A 19698-nucleotide genomic window follows, 5' to 3' on the forward strand; every position below is an offset into this window, starting at 1 on the left:
GTGGCCCTACAAAGCGATTTACATCGGAATCAGTCCTGATAATGATGTTCATGCACATCATGCTGTCCAAATTTGCAATCAAGTCCTAATTGCTCAGCCCAGCTCCTGATGATAGACCTGTAATATGAATAGCTTATTGGTTGATTGGAGCGGCGTATACTCCGAAACAAATAATCACTGGGTTGCAATTTAACTTCTTGAATCCAATGGATAATACTTTGTTGTGTTCTCGGAGTTATCTCAAATTGAACTTCGATCCCAGTTTTCTTCTGCGTTAATTGAACCCTTTCAAATACTTGATCGAGAGTAGTGACGTCTCGAACTTTTAAAGAGAGTAAGTCACATGATCTTAGCTTGCTATCTATAGCCAAATTAAGTAAAGCTAATTGCATCAAGTTATTTTGAATTTCAATTCGAGTGCGAATACGCCAAATCTCTTCAAGCTTGAAAGGACGTTTCACACTAGTAGCATTGTGATTTAGTTCTGGTTTCATAGTGACCTCCTATTTAAAAGTCACTATGAGGATAGTGGATGTATTACTGATTAGGATTTGGGCAAAAGTGGCTTAGGATAAGTTGTGAAAAAAAGCTCACATGTGTCTACTGAGTCGATGGCGATTCAAGAAATGATTCAGCCATACTTTCCTAAAAAAATATTTATAGGATACAATGCTCTACTTCAAAGGTACTTCGATAGGCATCATCACTGCACCATTATCTGGCTTATTTTTCTCTTCTACATGAATTGCTAGTGAAAGGTACATAATCGAATTTCGAGCGAGCTTTATCAGCGTCATGAGCCTTGATTCAAATTCGCTCTCTTTTATCAGCACAGAATGACTTGAAAGCTTTTGGTGCTCATAAATTTTTGACTGTGCTTGACGCAAACCTTCATCAAGTAATTTTTTTTTGGTCTCTAGTTCGGCTTTAAGAGTTATATTATGAGCCTTTTTCGCCGAAGCAATTTCACCATACAGCTCTTGAAGTTGTTCTTCAAAGTCACCTATATCACCATTAAGCTTTTCAAGCTGTGATTGCTTAAAAGCTTTACCTGATTGAGTTAGGGTATAACCAAAATCATCAACAATCTTTAAAGAACGATGCTCTATAGCATTTCTAATTTCAGAAAACGCCTTTGCATCAGGATCAAGCCACCGACTGACAGAAGTCGAATCTTTCACATCTCGAATGTCTTTCAGGATGTAGAATAAGGCATGGATAAAGCAATTCTGACTGTCTTTAAGCTTACTGTGTGGTTTCCAGCTCTTACTTCCTTTCAGCTCACTAAAAATACTGTCAAAGCTGATTTTATGATCATACTTGATATCATTCAGATCAAAAAAGCGATTGATAAAGTAAGCAATTTTATCAAATAGCGAGTAAAGCGTTCTGAACGCGCTTTTATAATGACTAGCTTTTAGGTTGGTAATGGAGTGTGACATATCATCAACGTGAGGATATGTTTTGTTGAAGAAATGTGTATGGTCACTAGGTATGTTTCTAGCCGAAAAAATTAGATAACGCGCATAGCAAAAATCGTTCTTTAATTCATCGAAGTTTCCATGATACATAAGCTCTTCATGCATCGATAAAACGAAGTTTATTTGTTGAGAAAAAGAGGGGAGAGTCATAATGTCTTGATAGACAATTTCAGATACGCAAACGTCATTTAAATCATTTATAAAAAGCCTGTTATCTCCACACCACTTTAAATATTCCCCCTGCTTTCTTGTCTCAACTTCCTCTTCAAATGACTCAAAATAGTCAAAATCTTCTGGTTTAAAAGTATCTTCAAACCATGCTTTAAAATTCATAAAATTGCTGTTTTCTGAATAAGCAATTATTTGCTCAGGATGGAGCTGCTCAAGGCTTTCAAGACCTAAATTTATGAGTAGGTATGCAGTAAAGTAGTGGTAGTGCTTATGACTAGGATCGTAAACATTACTCGCAAGAAAAAGCTCGTTGTTTGCTTTAGATATTATAGAGACAGGATTTTGTATGCAATTAAAGGCATTATCCCATAATGGAATACAGCAGAAAGCACGACCTTGAGAACTTAGATTATTGCCTAAATTGGTTTCAATGCAGCTTTGCAGAAAAAGTTCTTCATCAGTTGGAAAGTTGATTTGTCGTATGACGTATAGAGCTTTTCTGAAAAATATAACGGATTTACTTAGTTCATCAGAAAACCAATCTAGTTTATGGTAACTAAAAATCGCTGCTGAACAATTACCCAATATATAGTAAAAACGAGCTTCATCAACGAGATTTTCAAACTTATAATCAACGCCTAACAACGGTTCTAAGAACGTTTTAATCTTTTCATGATCATTACCTATCAAAAACTCATCAGCCTTCATTGACAGCACTTCAAGAGCAGTTGAATTCAAGACATTTTCTGACATACATATAGCGCGCCGTTAAATTAATTTCACATCATAGTAACGCATTGAGAATTTATATTCATTTTATAACCATAAGTCAAATATGCTAATGGTCTTAACTAACTCAAACTGTGATGCTCACTATGTCAGTAGCTTGGGGGTTGCGCAATATTATGCTATTCCAACCCTGTTCAATCCTTACTGACATTACGAAAAGTAAGTCAAGTGACGATTTGGCTAAGCTAGTTCTCAATCGCTCGCAACTCACTTTGGGGCAGAAACGAGTTAATCATGAATGACTGCTCATGGCACTTAGCCAAACTTCGGCAAAGAGCGAATAGCGGACATCAACGTTCACTTCAGCATTACCGAATACTGAACGGTTTTGAGCTAAAGTTTTTGCGCGGCACATGGAAAAGAACTGCGTAGAGTTTGGTGCCAGATGCAAGTCCATGCTAGGGATTTACTGCTGACTAAATAACTGATCCTAATTGTGATACACCTGCTTCTAGCCATGCTTGCCACCTGGGAACGGAGCCGCTGTGTCCATAAAGTGGTATACCTGCTCCAGTAAGTCATCCATGTTCTTACACTGATGGTTACGGGTTATCGTTTCATGCAACGCATGCCATAGCTTTTCAATTTTGTTGTGCCACGGGCTGTATACCGGTAAAAACAAGAGCTTGAACTTTGGGTTCTCATTCAGCCATTTCTGCGTTTTTTTGCTCTTATGGATGATGTAATTATCCACAATTAGCGTGATACTTTTCGCTCGCCGGTATTGCCCTTTCAGTTGCTCCAACAGCGCAATAAACAAATCACTGGTCTTGCGCTCACCACCAACATAACTGATTTGTCCTGTCTGGCTGTGCAGTGCCCCCGCCAGATAGTGTTTCTTATTCTGGCCGGGTGTAGCTACCTTACGCTGTTTACCTTTAAAGCCCCAGTCGGCACCAATCTTCGGATTCAGGTGGATATCCACCTCATCCTGATAAAACACCGGATGGTCCACGCTGCAATTTTCAAGTGCCTCCCGCATGGCTGCTAACTTAGCTTCTTTATCTGGGTCTTGGATATACAGCGTCGGTGCCGCACGACGCCAGACGATGCCGACTTGTGGCAACCACCGCCTGAGAGTTGAGCTATGAATAACGATACGGTAAAGCTTATGCAGTAGCAGTGCGAATAATTCACTACTCCAACGCGACCGCTGATAACCCAGTGTCCTCACCAACAGTTTTAAAACACCGCAGATAAAGCCTTTGGGCTGACTTGGTGGTCGCCCAGCACCCTTGGTTTTAAGGCCATCTATACCTGCTGCTTCATACCAGGTTACCCACCGGTTTACTGATGAACGGCCTGCTTGCAAAACACGGGCTACTTGCGACTTGGTTTCACCTTTTAGCACCAATAACACCGCATTTGCCCGGCGGCACAGGTCTTTATCTCGGGTTTTATGTACAATTTTCTTCAAGCGGCGGGTTTCTGCGCCGTATAAAAATGCTATTTTGTTCATACTCAATGCGGTTGTTGATTGGTTATGTTTGGCGACTGATCTGATCGCGCAAACCGCATTGAGTTCCCTTCCTCGGGTGATCTACTATTTGGAACAGCTATTTAGGATGCCAGCCCATACCTTTCTAATTCATATGTAACATTTTTTCTGTCGTACTGGCATCAAGATAACCAGAACTGAGCAAACAATCTCAAAGGTTGTACAAAATAACACTAAAGTTTTTTCATTAAGTTTTATTGTTATGCTCTTGTGGTGGCTTTCGCCACCACTTTATTAGTTTTCAAGTTCCACCATATCTTTCGCTGCAATGTCACCAGACACTAGCTTTACAGTTGCGAAATGATCATTCACAATTTTAGTAATTTGTACCGTTCCTACCTTTTCGATAGTGTAGGGATCTTCACCTTCACTCAATACTATTCTTTCATGGAATCTAATAACACTGTATTTTTGCCCAACCTCTGCGCCATGCTTAGCACCAATACAGATTAGAGTTCGATTATCAGAACTTTCTACTACCTGACCTCTCATCATGTATTTATGATAAAAAGTGGTATTGGAACAACCCACTAAATATAAACCGAATGTAAGCAATAAAAGAGCTTTTATATAGGGTGTTTTCATCACTGTTACCTCATTTGACTAACTAATTATCTATACACTTTTTTATGAATTCATTTGTTTTTCCGGCCAGCCCCCGAAGGTGCTTGATGACAACTCCAAGGCTTATGAACAGAGTTATCTTTGATGTTCCGATCAACAAATTTATAGTAACTTTCTTTAGTATGTGTCCACCAATCATCATGAACATCTGCGCCATACTTACGGATTACCTCCTCAATCCCATCAAGGCTTACGTTTGCGGCATCATAGGCAAGGTGTATTTCACCTTCTTTGATGTTGTAACTAACTTCATCTATACCAAAAAGCTGATCTATTTCTTTTACTAACTCGTCACAGCTTTCTTCTGTGACATTGCTAAGCTTTAGATTTCGAACAACTAAATTTTGCTCTCTAACGCCAACTCTATGATTTAAATCGCTCATAATTTTTCTCCTAATGTTTGTGTGAATGCTGTTGATTGCTATCTTTCATTTCTTCCATTTTGCGGTTCATCTGCGGCATCATGTTCCCCATCATTTCTAAATGATGTTCAGCCATCTTGATTTGTTGATGCATTGGCATTTCTTCCATGTTTTTATGCATGGATTGCATCATCTTCATCATTGAACGGTGATGTTCAACCATCATCTGCTGTTGCTTTTCAGGATCTTTTTCAGTTTTAATGACATGGACTTCCTTTTTCATTTCCATCATCTTTTTGTGCATTTCTCCCATGTTCTCATGTGGTATTGCCATGCCTTGATGCATATCAGCTTTGTTCGCACCTTCATGTTTATGCTCATTGTTTTGGGCAAATGAGCTAGTGGTTATCAGTAGTGAACTAATAAATAAAATTGATTTAGTTAACGTTTTCATGATTTTTACCTTCTACACTTTTATTAAAATTTGGGATCCAACTCGGTGTCGATTCCATATACCTGTGGTACTCCGAACCAAACTCAGCAATCGCTTGTGCTTCTTCGCGTTTCGCTAGCTCGACGTAAACAACGACTAAGATCGGAAACATCGCAAGTGTTGGGATTGTCGGCCACTGCAATAAAAAGCCGAACATGATTAGAATGAAAGCTACATACTGTGGGTGGCGACACCTTGCATACCATCCAGTTGTAGCCAATTGATGATGTTTTTGCGCGTGATGCAATACATTCCATGCTGAAGACAACATAAAGAAACCTGCAACAATAAACACCATACTCACTATATGAAATGGGTCCCAATGGGCATCACCTTGAAATCCAAAGAAAGTATGTAATAAATGCCCATTTTCATGCGCAAAGAAATTTACTTCTGGATAGGTCTCCGTCAGCCACCCCGACAGAAAATAGATAGTTAAAGGAAAGCCATACATTTCAGTAAATAGGGCAACAATAAAGGCAGAGAACGCGCTTAGACTTCTCCAATCAGTTGATGTTTTTGGTTTGACAAAACTAAAGGCAAAAAAGATAAAAATTGCTGAGTTCAGTATCACCATTGACCATAAGCCATAATCATATGTTTCATTCATCACTGCTCTCCTTTTTATGTGATTCCTTACGTGCCTTTTCTAACCCTTGTATGTAGCCATCGTGATAGGCTGCATTTTTATCCGTGAGTTCTTAAGAGCTCTCTTCCTTTTTTTTATCAGGCGCATGTGAATGATCGTGACCATGTTTACCATGACTGCCATGCATAAATACGTGCATCAAGGGGCATAGCAATAAAATCAAGTAGGGAAGAAATTGCAGCATATGTTGACCATGCTCAAGCACTAAGAAGTAGGTCACTGCGGCAATAAGTGCCAGTGCAGCCCAGCCTGTAGGTGTTGACCAAAAATTAGGGTGTTGATTTTTCATATTGCCCTCCTAAACGACTTTTAAGACACCGCGATACATTTGCATCTGACAGTGAAACTCATGCTCTCCCGGTGATAAGTTCAATAGGGTAATTTGAGTAATTTCATTTAATTTAAGCTGTTCGCTTATATCCAATGAAGGAATAAGCATTGTTTCAGCGCAGGGGGATTGATCTTTGCGCATAAACTTCAGAGTGACAGGTTGGCTAGCAGACACCTGAATTGAGGATGGGGAATACACACCATCCCTCACTTCAATGAGTACTTCATTACCTTGAACGATTGTTTTATTGGGTTTATATAGCCAAAACCACCAAACAATCAGCGCGATTAACATTAAGCCTAATAAGTTAATAACCATCATTGTGATTCTCCTTAATGCTCTTTTGCTTTAAAAAAGCGAAGTCGATTTGCATTTGACACTACAGTCAATGACGAAAACGCCATTGCAGCACCTGCAATTACAGGGCTAAGCAGAATGCCAAAGAAGGGATATAGAACCCCCGCAGCAAAAGGAATCCCGGCTACGTTATAGACAAACGCGCCAAACAAGTTTTGTTTGATATTTCGTAAAGTAGCTTTGCTTACCGCTATGGCATCAGCAAGGCCATGAAGTGAACCACGCATTAGGGTAATGTCAGCACTTTCGATAGCTACATCAGTCCCTGTGCCTATGGCGAAGCCAACATCGGCTAACGCTAGCGCAGGAGCATCGTTGATGCCATCTCCTGTCATACCAACAATTTCGCCGCCTTCTTGTAGCTCTTTCACCTTGTTGGCTTTATCTTCTGGCAGCACTTCAGCAAGAAACTCACTAATACCCACTTTTTTAGCTACGGCGGCAGCGGTTTCCTTGTTATCACCCGTTAACATGATGACGCGTATACCATTAGCCTGAAGCCGTTTGATAGCAGAGATTGAGTCTGACTTGATAGGATCTGCAACAGCAATGATTGCTGCAAGTTCACCATCTACAGCAAAGTACATAGGTGTTTTGGCTTCTTTGGCTAAAGACTGTGCTTGTTCAACAAAGCCTGTGAGGTCTATGCCTTTTAACTTCATTAGTTTATCGTTTCCGAAAAGCAGGGCTTTGTTGTTGCAGCTTGCTTCTACACCAAAACCCGTAATGGCGTTAAAGGCTTCAATTTTTAGTAACTCAATATCCTGATCTAACGCACTTTCAACAATCGCTTGCGCTAAAGGATGCTCTGAGCCGCTTTCTAAACTTGCTGCAAGCTGTAGTACGTCTTTTTCGTCAGTAGCTTTTGCTAAAATAATATCGGTTACCTTAGGTGCCCCTTCAGTAATAGTGCCCGTTTTATCTAAAATCATGGCAGTGATTTTAGAGGCGGTTTGCAGTGCCTCACCGTTGCGAATAAGCACTCCGGCTTCTGCTGCTTTTCCTACTCCCACCATGACAGACATGGGTGTTGCCAAGCCTAAAGCACACGGGCAGGCAATAATAAGCACAGTAGTTGCTGAAACGATGGCAAAAGCAATGGCTGGCTCAGGTCCAAAGTTAAGCCATGCTAGCGCACTTAAAACAGAGGTGATCATCACGACAGGTACGAAAAAAGCTGAAATAACATCGGCCAAACGGCCAATCGGCGGTTTCGAATTTTGTGCTCGTTTCACCATATTGATGATCTGTGCAAGCGCCGTGTCTTTACCAACGCGTGTGGCTCTAAATAAAATCATGCCTGATTTGTTCAAAGTACCTGCGACAACCTCATCTTCTTCAGCTTTTTCAGCAGGCATAGGTTCGCCTGTCAGCATGGACTCATCAATAGAGGTGTGTCCTTCCAATACCACGCCATCGACGGGAATTTTTTCACCCGGTTTTACCTTCACAATATCGTTAAATAAAACCTGCTCAATACCTATCTGAACTTCTTTGTTGTCACGAACCACGGTTGCTGTTTTGGCTTGCAAGCCGATAAGACGTTTAATGGCCTCAGAGGTTTTACCTCTGGCTTTGATTTCTAATGCTAAACCTAAATCAATTAAGCCAATGATCATGGCGGTAGCTTCAAAATAAACATGCCGTGCCATCAATGGAACAGCGTCAGGTGCAAACACGACAACCATCGAATACAACCAAGCCGTGCCTGTTCCTAAAGCAATTAGGGTGTCCATATTGGCTGAATGATTTTTGAAGCTCTTCCATGCTCCTACATAGAAATGCTTGCCTGAAAAATACATAACACCAAAAGTTAAAATGCCTACAACCAACCAAGAAATTCGTTCAAGGTTTGTTTCAACCGTCATTTCTCCAACTACAATGCTGTAGATCATCAAAGGAACGCCGAGTGAAAGGGCAATAAACGTATCGCGCATTAGCTTCTTATAATATGCCCAATCAGCCGCCTCTTTCTCATCAAGCGCATCTGTTGCTGAGCTATCATCAATTGGCTTCGCGTTATACCCCACTGACTCAACAGCTTTGATCAATTCTTTTGTTTTAGCTGTCCCATAAACTGTTACTGTCCTATCAGCAAAATTCATTTCCGCACTGACGACTCCAAGAGTTGCCTTCAACGCCCCTTCAATTTTGCCTACACAGCTAGCACACCCAGCACCTTCAATGATAAGCTGTTGGTTATGTGATACTTTCTCCAACGTATTCTCCTTACTTTTACACGAAGAGGATTGAGCTTTTGCCTGACAGCAACAGCCTGATTCAGTTTTTATATTTGTGTTAGTAGCCACCCTTTTTCCTCCTATGCTTTTTTAATTTGCTCAAAGTTTTCGATGAGATGACAAACCATGTTTGCAGTCGGTGCTTTGTCTTCCATTTCTTCCCATCGAGAAAGCGCAGAAGACATTTTTCCTCGAAGTGCCAACATTGCTTGAAACTGCTTTTCTGTTTCTTCAAGCCGCTCTTTGATCAGGCTTCTGACTAATGGGCACGCACTTTTACCATCTTCAGATTCATTAATAATTTCCTTGATATCTGCAACAGAAAAACCAAGGTTTCTGGCACTTAAAATGAATTTAAGTCTCGATACTTCTTTATTCGAGTATGACTTGTAGCCGTTCACTGACTTAGCAGGTTTTAACAATCCCAATCGCGAGTAATAGCGCACCGTATCAGCAGTCGTTCCAAGGCTTTTTGCCAGCTCTGCAACTTTCATGTTCACTCCTTAGTTCTTAACCTAAGTTTGTAATCTCACCTACAGCTTAGGCCTGTGTCTAAGACACAGGTCAAGTGATTATTCGTGATTAATAATGCAAAAGCTAAAAACTAATTTTTGGTAAAAAGAGGAATCTCGGCCAAAATCGACAGTATTAATTACTGTAAATGGCAATAACTTGAGCATTTTCATAATGCCTTTCCAAATATCGTACTAATCGTTCAAAACAATTGATTATTTAAATCAATGAATAAGTCATTCTATTTTTGATGGGAGTGGCGAAAAAAAGACGCACTGATCCTGTGATTAGCCAATAATTGGTGGACGATAAAGTAAGAGATGGATACCAGGTTTTGGTAGAGGTGTACGCTGTAGAAGTAGCTCAGAGTAAATATTGCAAATACCTTCCTCTTGCGCTTGCACAAGATAGGCATTTAAATGAAAGCTTGTACAAAAACCGCCTTCACAACAAACACAATCACCAGCTTTACATTTTTCACAGTCTTCATCACCATGACGGTTTTTAGAATCTTGCGAATTTTCAGTGTGATAGTGACTATTGTCAATCATTGATTGATGATGCATATTTTTGCTTGGTTGTATAATATGCGTGTCGGATGAGCCATTATGATGCTCTTCACAATTCATTGGTTTAGCAATAGCAAAGCCATGCTGCGTAAGCAACACAGTTATTATTACTATTTTAAACCACCTGAAAAGTCCAAACATTATCATTCCTTCTTTAGCACCTACAATATTAGCCACTTTATAAAAATAATTTTATGATCTTGATCAACCTTTGAACTAAAACCTAAACTTTTTACTTTTTACTTTTTTAAACAGCTTAAACTTCACAAGTATAAAAGGGGTGTCTAATTTATACTCATGAGATTGAAGCCAAGCATGAGCACCATTAAAAGAAATAAAAACCCTACGCTCATAACTAGGTATTGAGTAATGGGTCATTTTTCCAATTGTTCAGCTTTAAGCGCAGTACTTTGCAACAATCGGTTCTATCCCGGGCACATCCAATTCCCGTTCATCAAAAGTGATAAAATGGCCTATTGTACGTCTTTCAATGGCGATGTTTTTTGCCTTTACTCTTTAACCTTAACCATTCGCCAACTTTACTTCTTAGCTGATATTCCACCTTGATAGGTATACACCAGACTGGCACCGACTGAAAACAAGAAGTAGCTTACTATTACTGCTCTTAGCTCTTTCCAGAAAAAGCCGTTAGGTATGTCTGTTCTAATATAACCAAAATAGTTTAAATCCCAGACAAAATGAAAAGCTACCATCAATATAATTGCGGTAGCTCTCATTAAATCAATGTAGTTATTTCTTCGTATTAAAACCAAAATCTTAAACCGGCAACAAACTCAGTATCGTTGCTGCTCTGCTCGTTTAGCTTGGCGTAATCTGCTGTGCTACCAAATTTATTAGTCCACTCTACACCTACATAAGGTGCAAATTGGCGAGTAAATTCATAACGAACCCTAACGCCAATAGCAGTACTAGATAGCCCACTGCCTAGCTCATTTTGTTCATCGTCTTTACCATAAAATGTTATTTCAGCACGAGGCTGTATAATGAGCCTTTGTGTTAAAAGCAGCTCATATTCAGCTTCTGCTGTAAATGCTGTATTGCCGCTCTCACCTACATACGCTGTCATATCAAGCTCAAACCAATAAGGTGCTAAGCCTTGAATACCAAACGCTAACCATTGACGGTTTTTGCCTTCTTTATAATAATCGTAGCGAATACCGACTTGCGTATCCCAATAAGCCGAAATTGCATGACCCCATAAAATATCAGTTTGATTTTCTTCAAGCTTGCCATAACTAACATCGCCCTCGGTTTTTATCACTAATCGATTAAAGGTGGTGCCGTACCAAGCTTGTAAATCGAAAACAGCAGCATCGGCTTGTTCGTTATACTCAAGGCGATCACCTAAAATAGCGTAAAACTTATACTCATCTGCAAGGGTTAAGCGCTCGCCATCTGCTAAAGCATATGGCCCTTGCGTTAAGGTTGTGCCATTAGCATAAGCGTGTGGATCGCGAGCATTTTTAGGGGCATCGCCGCCTTGCGGCTGCATTTTATCGCCCGCCATATCGCCAGACATGTCGCCCATTTCAGTTTGAGCAAACACATTCAGGCTCAATAACGGTGCGCTAATTAATAGTGCACTAGTAAGTACTGTTGATAAGGTTAAATTTCTCATGATACAACCACCTCTCTAAACATACCTGCATCCATATGAAACAGTAAATGACAATGCCAAGCCCAACGACCAACATCATGTGGCGTAGTTAAAAAGCTAATTCTTTGGGCGGGCTGTACCATTATGGTATGGCGGCGAACTAACACATCGCCTTGATCGTTCTCCAAGTCGCTCCACATACCATGTAAATGCATAGGGTGTGTCATCATGGTATCGTTTTGTAAAATAACTCGTACCCGCTGATTATGCTTCATATGCACAGGGGTACTTTTACCAAACTCTAAGCCATCAAAAGACCAGCTGTAGCGTTCCATGTTGCCGGTTAAATGCAGCTCAATTTCGGCTTCGGGTGCTTGGTGGTCAACTATGCCATCAAGAGAGCGTAAATCTGCAAGTGTTAAAACTCGACGGCCGTTATTGCGCAGCCCAATACCAGGATCGTCTAAGTTTGTGCGTGGCGTATCAACGCGCATATCAATTGAGGCGCCATATTCTGTTTTAGCGTGGCGAACTTTCTGACTTGGAACAGCCAGTGGGTTTTTACCCATATTATGCTTACTATGGTCCATTGCCATTGCACCGTGGTCCATTGTGCTATGATCCATTGCCCCCTGATCCATACTGGTTTTGTCCATGCTAGCGTGGCCCATAGCGCTGTGATCCATTCCAGGCATAGCAGAGTGATCCATATTGCCCATCATATCCCGCATTGCTAACCACTCAACTGGGTCAAGTGCAGGCACTGGCGCATCAATATTAGCAGCGACAGACAAAGTCCCTTTGGCATAACCTGAGCGGTCCATGCTTTGTGCAAAAATTGTGTATGCGTCATTTTTAGGCTCAACAACCACATCGTAGGTTTCACCTGGACCAAAGCGAAACTCATCTACGGTAACGGGTTCAACATTTTGTCCATCTGCTTGTACCACAGTTAATTTTAACTCTGGGATACGTACATCAAAAAAGGTGTTACTTGAGCCATTAATAAATCTTAAACGTACTTTTTCACCCGCTTTAAACAGCCCACGCCAATTAGCCATTGGCGCAGTACCATTCATTAAATAGGTCATTGCCGAAGCCGATAAATCAGCTAAATCGGTTGGACTCATTCGCATCTGGTTCCACATTTCACGTCGTTGAAGTGCATTAGCAACGCCGCTTGTTGCTATGTCATCAAAAAACTCAGGTACAGTGGGCTGATTAAAGTTAAACACATCCCCCTGAATTTTTAATTTACGGAATAACTCCATAGGATCATCATCAGTCCAATCAGAGAGTTGAATAATATGTTCATTATCTGCGCTGATAACATCTTGCTCACGAGGCTCAATAATTAACGCCCCATACATACCGGTCATTTCTTGAAAGCCACTGTGTGAGTGATACCAATAAGTACCGCTTTGTTGTAACTTAAATTTATAAACAAACGTTTCGCCAGGCATAATGCCTTTAAAGCTAATGCCCGGTACACCATCCATTTGATACGGAAGAATGATCCCATGCCAATGAATTGAACTCGGCACTGATAATTTATTAGTTACCCTGATAGTAACGTCATCACCTTCTCTGAGGCGCAAGGTAGGAGCTGGTATTGAGCCATTGATTGTTGTAGCCATTCTTACAACACCTGTGAAGTTTACGGGTGACTCATCTATCACTAAATCTATTACTTCTCCACTTAGTTCGGGCGCAGTACCTGTTGAAGTTCCAGCAATCAAAGATGAAGCTGCATGAAGAACACTTGGAAAAGCAGCTAATACACCGCCAGCAATTACACCTTGTACAAAGCGTCTACGTGGCGTAGAAACTTGATGTAATGGACTTTTAATTCTCATTTTGTACTCCGTTATTTAACCAATAAATTAATGTGACCAATGAATGTGCTTAATCTTCCATTCACCATTTTGTTTTTCCAGCACTATCGTTTCCATGCCTTGATAATCGCGTTCAACACCTTTATGAGTACCTGTAGTTTGACTACGCGACGCAGAGATAGCGGTATTTCCAAGTATCGTCACTTGATGTTCAAGTGTGTCGCTCTTCATCGCTGCTAAATACTTCATATCCGACAACATATGATGATGAGCATATTCATCAGCGCTCCTTTCAACGCGGCCTCCCTCGAAAATGGTGACATCATCCGCTAACTGCGCTCTAGCCTGTTTTTGATTGCCAGTTTCAAGTGCTTGATGAAATGCCAAAACAACTTTTGCGGCAGGGGTATCTATACCTTTAAACAAACCTTTGTCTTTGTTCTTATCACCATGAGCGTTTGCTGCGAAACTAAACGTCATTAATAAAACGAGTAATATATTTATTGTTTTCATTTTCATTCTCTCTTTTAGGTTTTAATTTGCAGGGCCAACAACACTAGTAAGCCCAGCCGTTACAGATAAAATGGCAAAAGCTACTAGCATTTCTATCGAGATAGATTTAGATAAAGCCTCTCTGCCTTGACTATTTTTAAGTTGTGGAACGAGTATTAGTTTATGTTTAGCAGCAAGTGCCAAAATAGACACTACAAGGGCCAATTTAAACAACAGTGTTTGTCCGTAACTTGAGCTTATTAGTGCATCAAGACTTCCGACCAATTGAATCACGAGCCAGAGGCCTGCTACCAACAATAGGCTCACTGTAAAACTTGCTTGTTTGCCAAAGCTTTCCATCAGCAAATGAAGTTCTGCATAACTTAGCTGATGGCAAGCCTGTTTTAGTGGCAATAACGCCCCAAACCACCATGCCATAACGAGCACATGCAAAATAAGCAAGCCTTTTTCAATTGTGCCTAACTCAGAAATATGACCCAGTAACGTGAATGAGTATGCAAGGATTAATAAACTCAACATTAAAGCGCTTTGTTTTAAGTACGAGTTCACAGCGAGTTTGAACCTTAAAGCTAAAGCGATTATTGCGGTAACTAGCCCAAGCGCTCGAAGCAAAGCTCCAGTGCCGACAGAGGAGTCCCACATAATAGCCAATATATCAGCGTCTATCACCCCCTGAATTCCCTCTTCTGCCATTGCACCAGTACTGGCAAAGAACCAAGTAATATTAGCGATCAAAGCCATAACTATATAAGTTCTTGTCCACGTTAAATTCGCTATTACAATATTAGTATGAGATTCATTATTCTCAAATATTTGCCTGAAAAATGTATAACCAGCAATACAGGCAAAGCCGACGTAAAATACAATTTTTGACAGTACAATGACTGTATTCCAGATATACATTTCCATATCAATCACACCGCCTATTTTAGTGAACCATAAAGCCGAAGCTATGTTTCATTTTATGACCATCGTTACCTAAGAAGGTTACATCCACAGTATAGTTTGCAGGAGCTAATTTAGGTAGTTTCCATGTAAATTTGCTAGTAGCGACTTTAGAAGGCTCGAATCCAAATTTAAATTCTTCGCCTTGTTTATTGGCCAATGAAACTTTTACAACACGTACCTCTTTGGTGAACACCAAAGTTAACTCTTCTGGAGGATTCATTAGCATTGCATTATCAGCAGGCACACTTTTTTCAAGATGCACATGCGCAAATACCGCACTACTAAAAACGACACTGATTACGGTTAAAAATTTAATTAGTTTTTTCATATTTACCTCTATTTTAGTTTATTGAAATTGCTATTTATGGTTTCTTAACTTCGCTAAGCATTACTTTTTAGCTCCGCCTTAGAAAGCTCCTTGTTAAAGGCGTTTAATTCTGGCTTTTTAACGATTGAGTAAATTACTGGGAGCACAATAAGAGTGAGTAGCACAGCACTTGTCATTCCGCCTACCATAGGTGCAGCAATACGACTCATAATCTCCGAACCTGTTCCTGTACCATATAAAATGGGCATCAAGCCGATAATGATTGTTGCAACTGTCATCATTACTGGACGAACTCGTAAGCCTGCACCGTGCAATAATGCATCTTGATATGCATCATCAGAGATAGGTTCAGCTCGCTCTTCAGCTTTTTCCTTAAGCTCAGCAAGTGCCTGATTGAGATAGACCAACATTATCACACCAATCTCAACCGCTACCCCAGCTAGAGCAATAAAGCCCACGCCAACAGCCACAGAGAAGTTAAACCCTTCCAGATACATCAACCATAAGCCACCAATCATCGCCATCGGCAAGGTAACGATAATGATAGCCACCTCACTAAACGCTCTGAAGTTTAAGTAAAGTAGAATAACAATAATGGCGAGTGTTAAAGGCAATACATAGGTGAGCTTTTCTTTCGCTCTTTCCATATATTCGTATTGCCCAGCCCAAGTAATTGAATAACCTGCTGGTAGTTTTAGATTATTAGCCAAGTGTATTTTTGCACTTTCAACATAAGTACCTACGTCAACACCGTCTATATCGATAAACGTCCAGCCATTTAAACGAGCATTTTCACTCTTAATCCCCGGCGGACCGTTCTCAACTCGAATATCTGCGACATCACCTAGTGCAATGCGTTGACCACTTGGTGTTACAACAGGTAATCGTGATAGCTGCTCAGGAGAGTCTCGATAGTCTTGCGGATAGCGTAAGTTAACAGGGTAACGCTCTTGACCTTCTACCGTTTGGGTAACGTTCATACCACCAATAGCTGTAGAAACCACTTGTTGAACATCTTCGATGTTTAACCCAAAGCGACTTGCCTTATCGCGTGAAATATCAACCTTGATATATCGTCCACCTGCAACTCGCTCTGAGTAAACTGATGCTGTGCCTGTAACTTCGGGTAAAATTTGCTCTATTTGTTGGCCGATTTCCTGAATCACATCAAGCTCTGGTCCGGCGACTTTAATACCCACAGGCGTTTTTATGCCTGTTGCTAACATGTCGATTCGGGTCTTGATTGGCATAACCCAAGCATTCGTTAAGCCCGGAAACTTAACCAATTTATCAAACTCAGCTTTTAACGATTCAGTAGTCACACCCTCTCGCCACTGCTCTTGTGGCTTCAATTGAATAAAGGTTTCAATCATGGTTAAAGGTGCAGGATCGGTTGCAGTTTCAGCTCTTCCTACTTTACCAAATACAGTTTCAACTTCTGGCACAGTGCGAATAAGCTTGTCTGTTTGCTGCAATAACTCCCTTGCTTTACCAATTGAAATACCGGGATAGGTAGTAGGCATATACATGAGATCGCCTTCATCCAATGGCGGAATGAATTCACTACCAATTTTATCGACAGGCCAAAAGCCAACGATAGTCACTAATATTGCTGCTACTATTGTCGATTTTGGAAACTTCATGACTTGCTTTAAAACAGGCATGTAGATAGCAATCAATAATCGGTTTAACGGGTTTTTCTTTTCAGAAACAACTTTGCCTCGAATAAAGTAGCCCATCAAAACAGGCACCAATGTGATCGCCAAACCTGCTGATGCCGCCATTGCATAGGTTTTTGTATAGGCGAGCGGAGAGAACATTCTTCCTTCTTGCGCTTCCAAGATAAATACAGGTAAGAATGAGACTGTAATGATCAGTAAGCTAAAAAATAGTGCAGGGCCTACTTCACTCGCAGCCTTAGCAACAATTTGCCAGCGATTTTCATCTGTTAGTGGTGTTTTCTCCATATGCTTGTGCATATTTTCAATCATCACTATTGCACCATCAGTCATCGCACCAATCGCAATAGCGATACCGCCTAAAGACATAATGTTGGCATTGATGCCTTGCATATACATGATAATGAACGACACCAAGATACCTAATGGCAGAGTAATAACTGCCACAATAGATGAGCGAAGATGAAATAGGAAAGCCACACAGACAATAGCCACGACTGCAAGCTCCTCTAGCAACTTGCTCCAAAGGTTATCAACAGCACGATCTATTAACTTCGATCTGTCATAGACAGGGACAACCTCCACCCCCTCTGGTAAAGAAGATTTGAGCGACTCAAGCTTTTCTTTTACCCCATTTATGGTTTGTTGAGCATTTTCACCAAAGCGCATAACGACAACACCACCAACAACTTCGCCTTCGCCATTAAGTTCTGCGATACCACGGCGCATTTGAGGACCAAGGTTAACGTTGGCAACATCTCCAATACGCAACGGCGTGCCTTGTTCGTTAATACCAAGTGGAATTTTCTCTATATCACTAACTGATTGAATATACCCCGTTGCGGTAACCATATATTCAGCTTCAGCCATTTCCACAACGGATGCGCCAGTTTCTTTGTTCCCTTTTTGTAAGGCTATTTGTATTAAACTTAGAGGAATATCGTAAGCTCTCAATTTGTCAGGATCTACTTGCACCTGATATTGCTTAACCATACCGCCAACGGCGGAAACCTCAGACACGCCCGGAACAGTTTGTAGTTCATACTTTAAAAACCAGTCTTGAATACTTCTTAATTGGCTTAGATCATGGTTTCCTGACTTATCTGTTAAAGCGTAGATGTATACCCAACCCACTCCTGTCGCATCAGGTCCTAATTGTGGTTTTGCCGAATCAGGCAGGCTTGATGCTACTTGGCTTAAGTATTCAAGTACTCTGCTTCTAGCCCAATACAAATCAGTATCATCATCAAAAATGATATAGACGTAGGAATCACCAAAAAATGAGTAACCACGAACAGTTTGCGCTCCCGGTACTGACAACATGGCTGTAGTAAGGGGAAACGTCACTTGATCTTGCACTACTTGTGGTGCCTGTCCCGGATAGCTCGTCTTAATTATCACCTGCACATCAGAAAGATCGGGGAGTGCATCTACTGGTGTTTTTTGTAATGAATACAAACCACCAAACGCGATAATTAAGGTAATCAACAAAACAAAGAAACGATTGCCGATAGACCATCTAATAATTGATTCAATCATTATTTTTCTCCCACTTAATGATTAGAATGATCAACAGCAGCTTTATTTTCCTTGCCGTGTTGTTCATCTGATTCAAGAGAAATGTCAGTGATAACTAAGTCATCTCTAACCTCAAAAGTGAAAGTGACATTATCACCGACATTGAAATCAACCATTTCTATATTGTCCGCGACGATAAAATCCATCGTCGCAGCAGGTCTATCCCATTTCTCTATTGGGCCTCTGCTAATATTTAGAATCCGTGTATCAATATCAATCGCATTGATCAAACCAGATACTGTTGCTGATGATACTTCAGGCTCACTCATGATATGAATTCCAGTAATTTCATATCCACCGTCTTCGGTTTTGCTCACTTCAAAGTGCAAAGATTGACCTGACTTTAATGAGTCAATATCGACTTTTTCAGCCACAGTAAAATCCATAACCATTTCAGGCCAATCCCAAGCTTCAGTAGGGCCATGTGAAATATTAACCATGCGGTGCCCTGCCATAACACTATTAACATCCCCTTGTAGTGGTACAGTGATTTTGGCCACCCATTAAGAAAGAAGTGTTATGCTAATAAGCATACAAATTTGGGTGAAAAAATGACGAAATTAAAACGTGCAACATATTCTGCGGCAATCAAATTAGAAACAGCTCAGCTTGTAGTTGACCAAGGCTATACACAAGAAGAAGCAGCCAAAGCTATGGGGGTTGGTAAATCAACCGTAAGTAACTGGGTTACTCAATTAAAACAAGAACGTAATGGTCAGTCACCAGCTGCTTCACCAATGACGCCCGAACAAATTGAAATCCGTGAACTTAAAAAGCAAATACAAAGCATTGAATTAGAAAAGGATATATTAAAAAAGGCTACCGCTCTCTTGATGTCCGACTCCCTGAACAATTCTCGTTAATCGAGAAGTTAAATCAACGAGAGCGTTATCCAATTAGTCTGCTGTGTAGCGTATTCAATGTGCATCGTAGCAGCTATAGATATTGGGCTATACGGGATACAACGCCAACACCTGAGCAAGTAAGGTTAGAAGCTGAAGTTAAAGCAATACATACGATGAGCGGTGGTTCAGCAGGGGCGCGAACAATAGCAGCAATAGCAACAAATAACGATTTTGAATTAAGCCGTTATCGTGCCGCTAAGCTGATGGTTAAACTAAA

20 protein-coding genes and 1 pseudogene are annotated in these 19698 nt (G+C 40.7%); 1 reads left to right on the forward strand and 20 read right to left on the reverse strand.

The genetic code is table 11. The annotated features are described in order from the left end of the window. Positions 1-29: 29 nt before the first annotated feature. The 20 genes from AAEZ18_RS16570 to AAEZ18_RS16665 all read right to left on the reverse strand — a co-directional run bounded on the left by AAEZ18_RS16570 (position 30) and on the right by AAEZ18_RS16665 (position 19076). Positions 30-494, reverse strand: coding sequence for a tyrosine-type recombinase/integrase (locus tag AAEZ18_RS16570; protein WP_024601093.1), 465 nt, complete (start codon positions 492-494; stop codon positions 30-32). A 180-nt stretch (positions 495-674) separates the two neighbouring features. After that, positions 675-2405 carry an LA2681 family HEPN domain-containing protein gene (locus AAEZ18_RS16575; protein WP_089367992.1) on the reverse strand — a complete coding sequence of 577 codons (1731 nt, stop codon included), beginning with the start codon at positions 2403-2405 and terminating at the stop codon, positions 675-677. Between the two features lie 487 nt (positions 2406-2892). Then, positions 2893-3900: an IS630 family transposase gene (locus tag AAEZ18_RS16580; protein WP_350595279.1), complete on the reverse strand. Its 1008-nt coding sequence runs from the start codon at positions 3898-3900 to the stop codon at positions 2893-2895. Between the two features lie 273 nt (positions 3901-4173). Then, positions 4174-4524 carry a hypothetical protein gene (locus AAEZ18_RS16585; RefSeq protein WP_004589646.1) on the reverse strand — a complete coding sequence of 117 codons (351 nt, stop codon included), beginning with the start codon at positions 4522-4524 and terminating at the stop codon, positions 4174-4176. Between the two features lie 50 nt (positions 4525-4574). Continuing rightward, a complete protein-coding gene (locus AAEZ18_RS16590; RefSeq protein WP_028834964.1) occupies positions 4575-4946 on the reverse strand; it encodes a heavy-metal-associated domain-containing protein in 372 nt (123 codons plus the stop codon). A 10-nt stretch (positions 4947-4956) separates the two neighbouring features. Further along, positions 4957-5379 carry a hypothetical protein gene (locus AAEZ18_RS16595; protein ID WP_004589270.1) on the reverse strand — a complete coding sequence of 141 codons (423 nt, stop codon included), beginning with the start codon at positions 5377-5379 and terminating at the stop codon, positions 4957-4959. Next, a complete protein-coding gene (locus AAEZ18_RS16600) occupies positions 5363-6028 on the reverse strand; it encodes a methyltransferase family protein (RefSeq protein WP_004589269.1) in 666 nt (221 codons plus the stop codon). Before AAEZ18_RS16600 ends, AAEZ18_RS16595 begins: the two co-directional genes overlap by 17 nt. Before the next feature lie 91 nt (positions 6029-6119). Then, complete coding sequence (locus AAEZ18_RS16605; RefSeq protein ID WP_089367991.1) at positions 6120-6356, reverse strand: DUF2933 domain-containing protein; 237 nt, start codon at positions 6354-6356, stop codon at positions 6120-6122. A gap of 9 nt (positions 6357-6365) precedes the next feature. Next, on the reverse strand, positions 6366-6719 hold the full coding sequence (locus tag AAEZ18_RS16610) for a cupredoxin domain-containing protein (protein ID WP_004589267.1): 354 nt from the start codon (positions 6717-6719) through the stop codon (positions 6366-6368). Positions 6720-6730: 11 nt separating this feature from the next. Then, positions 6731-8974: a heavy metal translocating P-type ATPase gene (locus AAEZ18_RS16615; protein ID WP_004589266.1), complete on the reverse strand. Its 2244-nt coding sequence runs from the start codon at positions 8972-8974 to the stop codon at positions 6731-6733. A 101-nt stretch (positions 8975-9075) separates the two neighbouring features. Then, a complete protein-coding gene (locus tag AAEZ18_RS16620; RefSeq protein WP_004589265.1) occupies positions 9076-9489 on the reverse strand; it encodes a MerR family transcriptional regulator in 414 nt (137 codons plus the stop codon). A gap of 306 nt (positions 9490-9795) precedes the next feature. Further along, positions 9796-10218, reverse strand: coding sequence for a hypothetical protein (locus tag AAEZ18_RS16625; protein WP_024605466.1), 423 nt, complete (start codon positions 10216-10218; stop codon positions 9796-9798). A 398-nt stretch (positions 10219-10616) separates the two neighbouring features. Further along, positions 10617-10850 carry a heparan-alpha-glucosaminide N-acetyltransferase domain-containing protein gene (locus AAEZ18_RS16630; RefSeq protein ID WP_024605464.1) on the reverse strand — a complete coding sequence of 78 codons (234 nt, stop codon included), beginning with the start codon at positions 10848-10850 and terminating at the stop codon, positions 10617-10619. Beyond that, positions 10841-11716 carry a copper resistance protein B gene (locus tag AAEZ18_RS16635; RefSeq protein ID WP_008128029.1) on the reverse strand — a complete coding sequence of 292 codons (876 nt, stop codon included), beginning with the start codon at positions 11714-11716 and terminating at the stop codon, positions 10841-10843. Before AAEZ18_RS16635 ends, AAEZ18_RS16630 begins: the two co-directional genes overlap by 10 nt. Next, positions 11713-13551, reverse strand: a complete 1839-nt coding sequence (locus AAEZ18_RS16640) for a copper resistance system multicopper oxidase (protein ID WP_089367989.1) — start codon at positions 13549-13551, stop codon at positions 11713-11715. Before AAEZ18_RS16640 ends, AAEZ18_RS16635 begins: the two co-directional genes overlap by 4 nt. 27 nt (positions 13552-13578) lie before the next feature. Then, positions 13579-14049, reverse strand: coding sequence for a YybH family protein (locus AAEZ18_RS16645; RefSeq protein ID WP_021032425.1), 471 nt, complete (start codon positions 14047-14049; stop codon positions 13579-13581). Positions 14050-14064: 15 nt separating this feature from the next. Beyond that, positions 14065-14952, reverse strand: coding sequence for a CopD family protein (locus AAEZ18_RS16650; RefSeq protein WP_089367988.1), 888 nt, complete (start codon positions 14950-14952; stop codon positions 14065-14067). A 19-nt stretch (positions 14953-14971) separates the two neighbouring features. Continuing rightward, on the reverse strand, positions 14972-15319 hold the full coding sequence (locus AAEZ18_RS16655; protein WP_008132134.1) for a copper resistance CopC family protein: 348 nt from the start codon (positions 15317-15319) through the stop codon (positions 14972-14974). Positions 15320-15372: 53 nt separating this feature from the next. Next, positions 15373-18537, reverse strand: a complete 3165-nt coding sequence (locus tag AAEZ18_RS16660; RefSeq protein WP_016899201.1) for an efflux RND transporter permease subunit — start codon at positions 18535-18537, stop codon at positions 15373-15375. Between the two features lie 14 nt (positions 18538-18551). Continuing rightward, positions 18552-19076: a copper-binding protein gene (locus tag AAEZ18_RS16665; protein ID WP_350595286.1), complete on the reverse strand. Its 525-nt coding sequence runs from the start codon at positions 19074-19076 to the stop codon at positions 18552-18554. A 51-nt stretch (positions 19077-19127) separates the two neighbouring features. Here AAEZ18_RS16665 and AAEZ18_RS16670 point away from each other — a divergent pair. Beyond that, positions 19128-19698: pseudogene (locus tag AAEZ18_RS16670) on the forward strand (transposase); the annotation flags it as partial.

The sequence above is a fragment of the Pseudoalteromonas sp. 19-MNA-CIBAN-0066 genome (assembly GCF_040308705.1).
In the GTDB taxonomy this organism is placed as follows: Bacteria; Pseudomonadota; Gammaproteobacteria; order Enterobacterales; family Alteromonadaceae; genus Pseudoalteromonas; species Pseudoalteromonas nigrifaciens.

What these genes read in the sequence shown, in the direction of transcription:
- AAEZ18_RS16590 (WP_028834964.1), bottom strand. Translation starts at nt 4,946, where the DNA reads ATGAGCGATTTAAATCATAGAGTTGGCGTTAGAGAGCAAAATTTAGTT.
- AAEZ18_RS16570 (WP_024601093.1), bottom strand. Translation starts at nt 494, where the DNA reads ATGAAACCAGAACTAAATCACAATGCTACTAGTGTGAAACGTCCTTTC.
- AAEZ18_RS16640 (WP_089367989.1), bottom strand. Translation starts at nt 13,551, where the DNA reads ATGAGAATTAAAAGTCCATTACATCAAGTTTCTACGCCACGTAGACGC.
- AAEZ18_RS16660 (WP_016899201.1), bottom strand. Translation starts at nt 18,537, where the DNA reads ATGATTGAATCAATTATTAGATGGTCTATCGGCAATCGTTTCTTTGTT.
- AAEZ18_RS16610 (WP_004589267.1), bottom strand. Translation starts at nt 6,719, where the DNA reads ATGATGGTTATTAACTTATTAGGCTTAATGTTAATCGCGCTGATTGTT.
- AAEZ18_RS16645 (WP_021032425.1), bottom strand. Translation starts at nt 14,049, where the DNA reads ATGAAAATGAAAACAATAAATATATTACTCGTTTTATTAATGACGTTT.
- AAEZ18_RS16585 (WP_004589646.1), bottom strand. Translation starts at nt 4,524, where the DNA reads ATGAAAACACCCTATATAAAAGCTCTTTTATTGCTTACATTCGGTTTA.
- AAEZ18_RS16620 (WP_004589265.1), bottom strand. Translation starts at nt 9,489, where the DNA reads ATGAAAGTTGCAGAGCTGGCAAAAAGCCTTGGAACGACTGCTGATACG.
- AAEZ18_RS16605 (WP_089367991.1), bottom strand. Translation starts at nt 6,356, where the DNA reads ATGAAAAATCAACACCCTAATTTTTGGTCAACACCTACAGGCTGGGCT.
- AAEZ18_RS16600 (WP_004589269.1), bottom strand. Translation starts at nt 6,028, where the DNA reads ATGAATGAAACATATGATTATGGCTTATGGTCAATGGTGATACTGAAC.
- AAEZ18_RS16595 (WP_004589270.1), bottom strand. Translation starts at nt 5,379, where the DNA reads ATGAAAACGTTAACTAAATCAATTTTATTTATTAGTTCACTACTGATA.
- AAEZ18_RS16625 (WP_024605466.1), bottom strand. Translation starts at nt 10,218, where the DNA reads ATGTTTGGACTTTTCAGGTGGTTTAAAATAGTAATAATAACTGTGTTG.
- AAEZ18_RS16575 (WP_089367992.1), bottom strand. Translation starts at nt 2,405, where the DNA reads ATGTCAGAAAATGTCTTGAATTCAACTGCTCTTGAAGTGCTGTCAATG.
- AAEZ18_RS16635 (WP_008128029.1), bottom strand. Translation starts at nt 11,716, where the DNA reads ATGAGAAATTTAACCTTATCAACAGTACTTACTAGTGCACTATTAATT.
- AAEZ18_RS16580 (WP_350595279.1), bottom strand. Translation starts at nt 3,900, where the DNA reads ATGAACAAAATAGCATTTTTATACGGCGCAGAAACCCGCCGCTTGAAG.
- AAEZ18_RS16655 (WP_008132134.1), bottom strand. Translation starts at nt 15,319, where the DNA reads ATGAAAAAACTAATTAAATTTTTAACCGTAATCAGTGTCGTTTTTAGT.
- AAEZ18_RS16650 (WP_089367988.1), bottom strand. Translation starts at nt 14,952, where the DNA reads ATGGAAATGTATATCTGGAATACAGTCATTGTACTGTCAAAAATTGTA.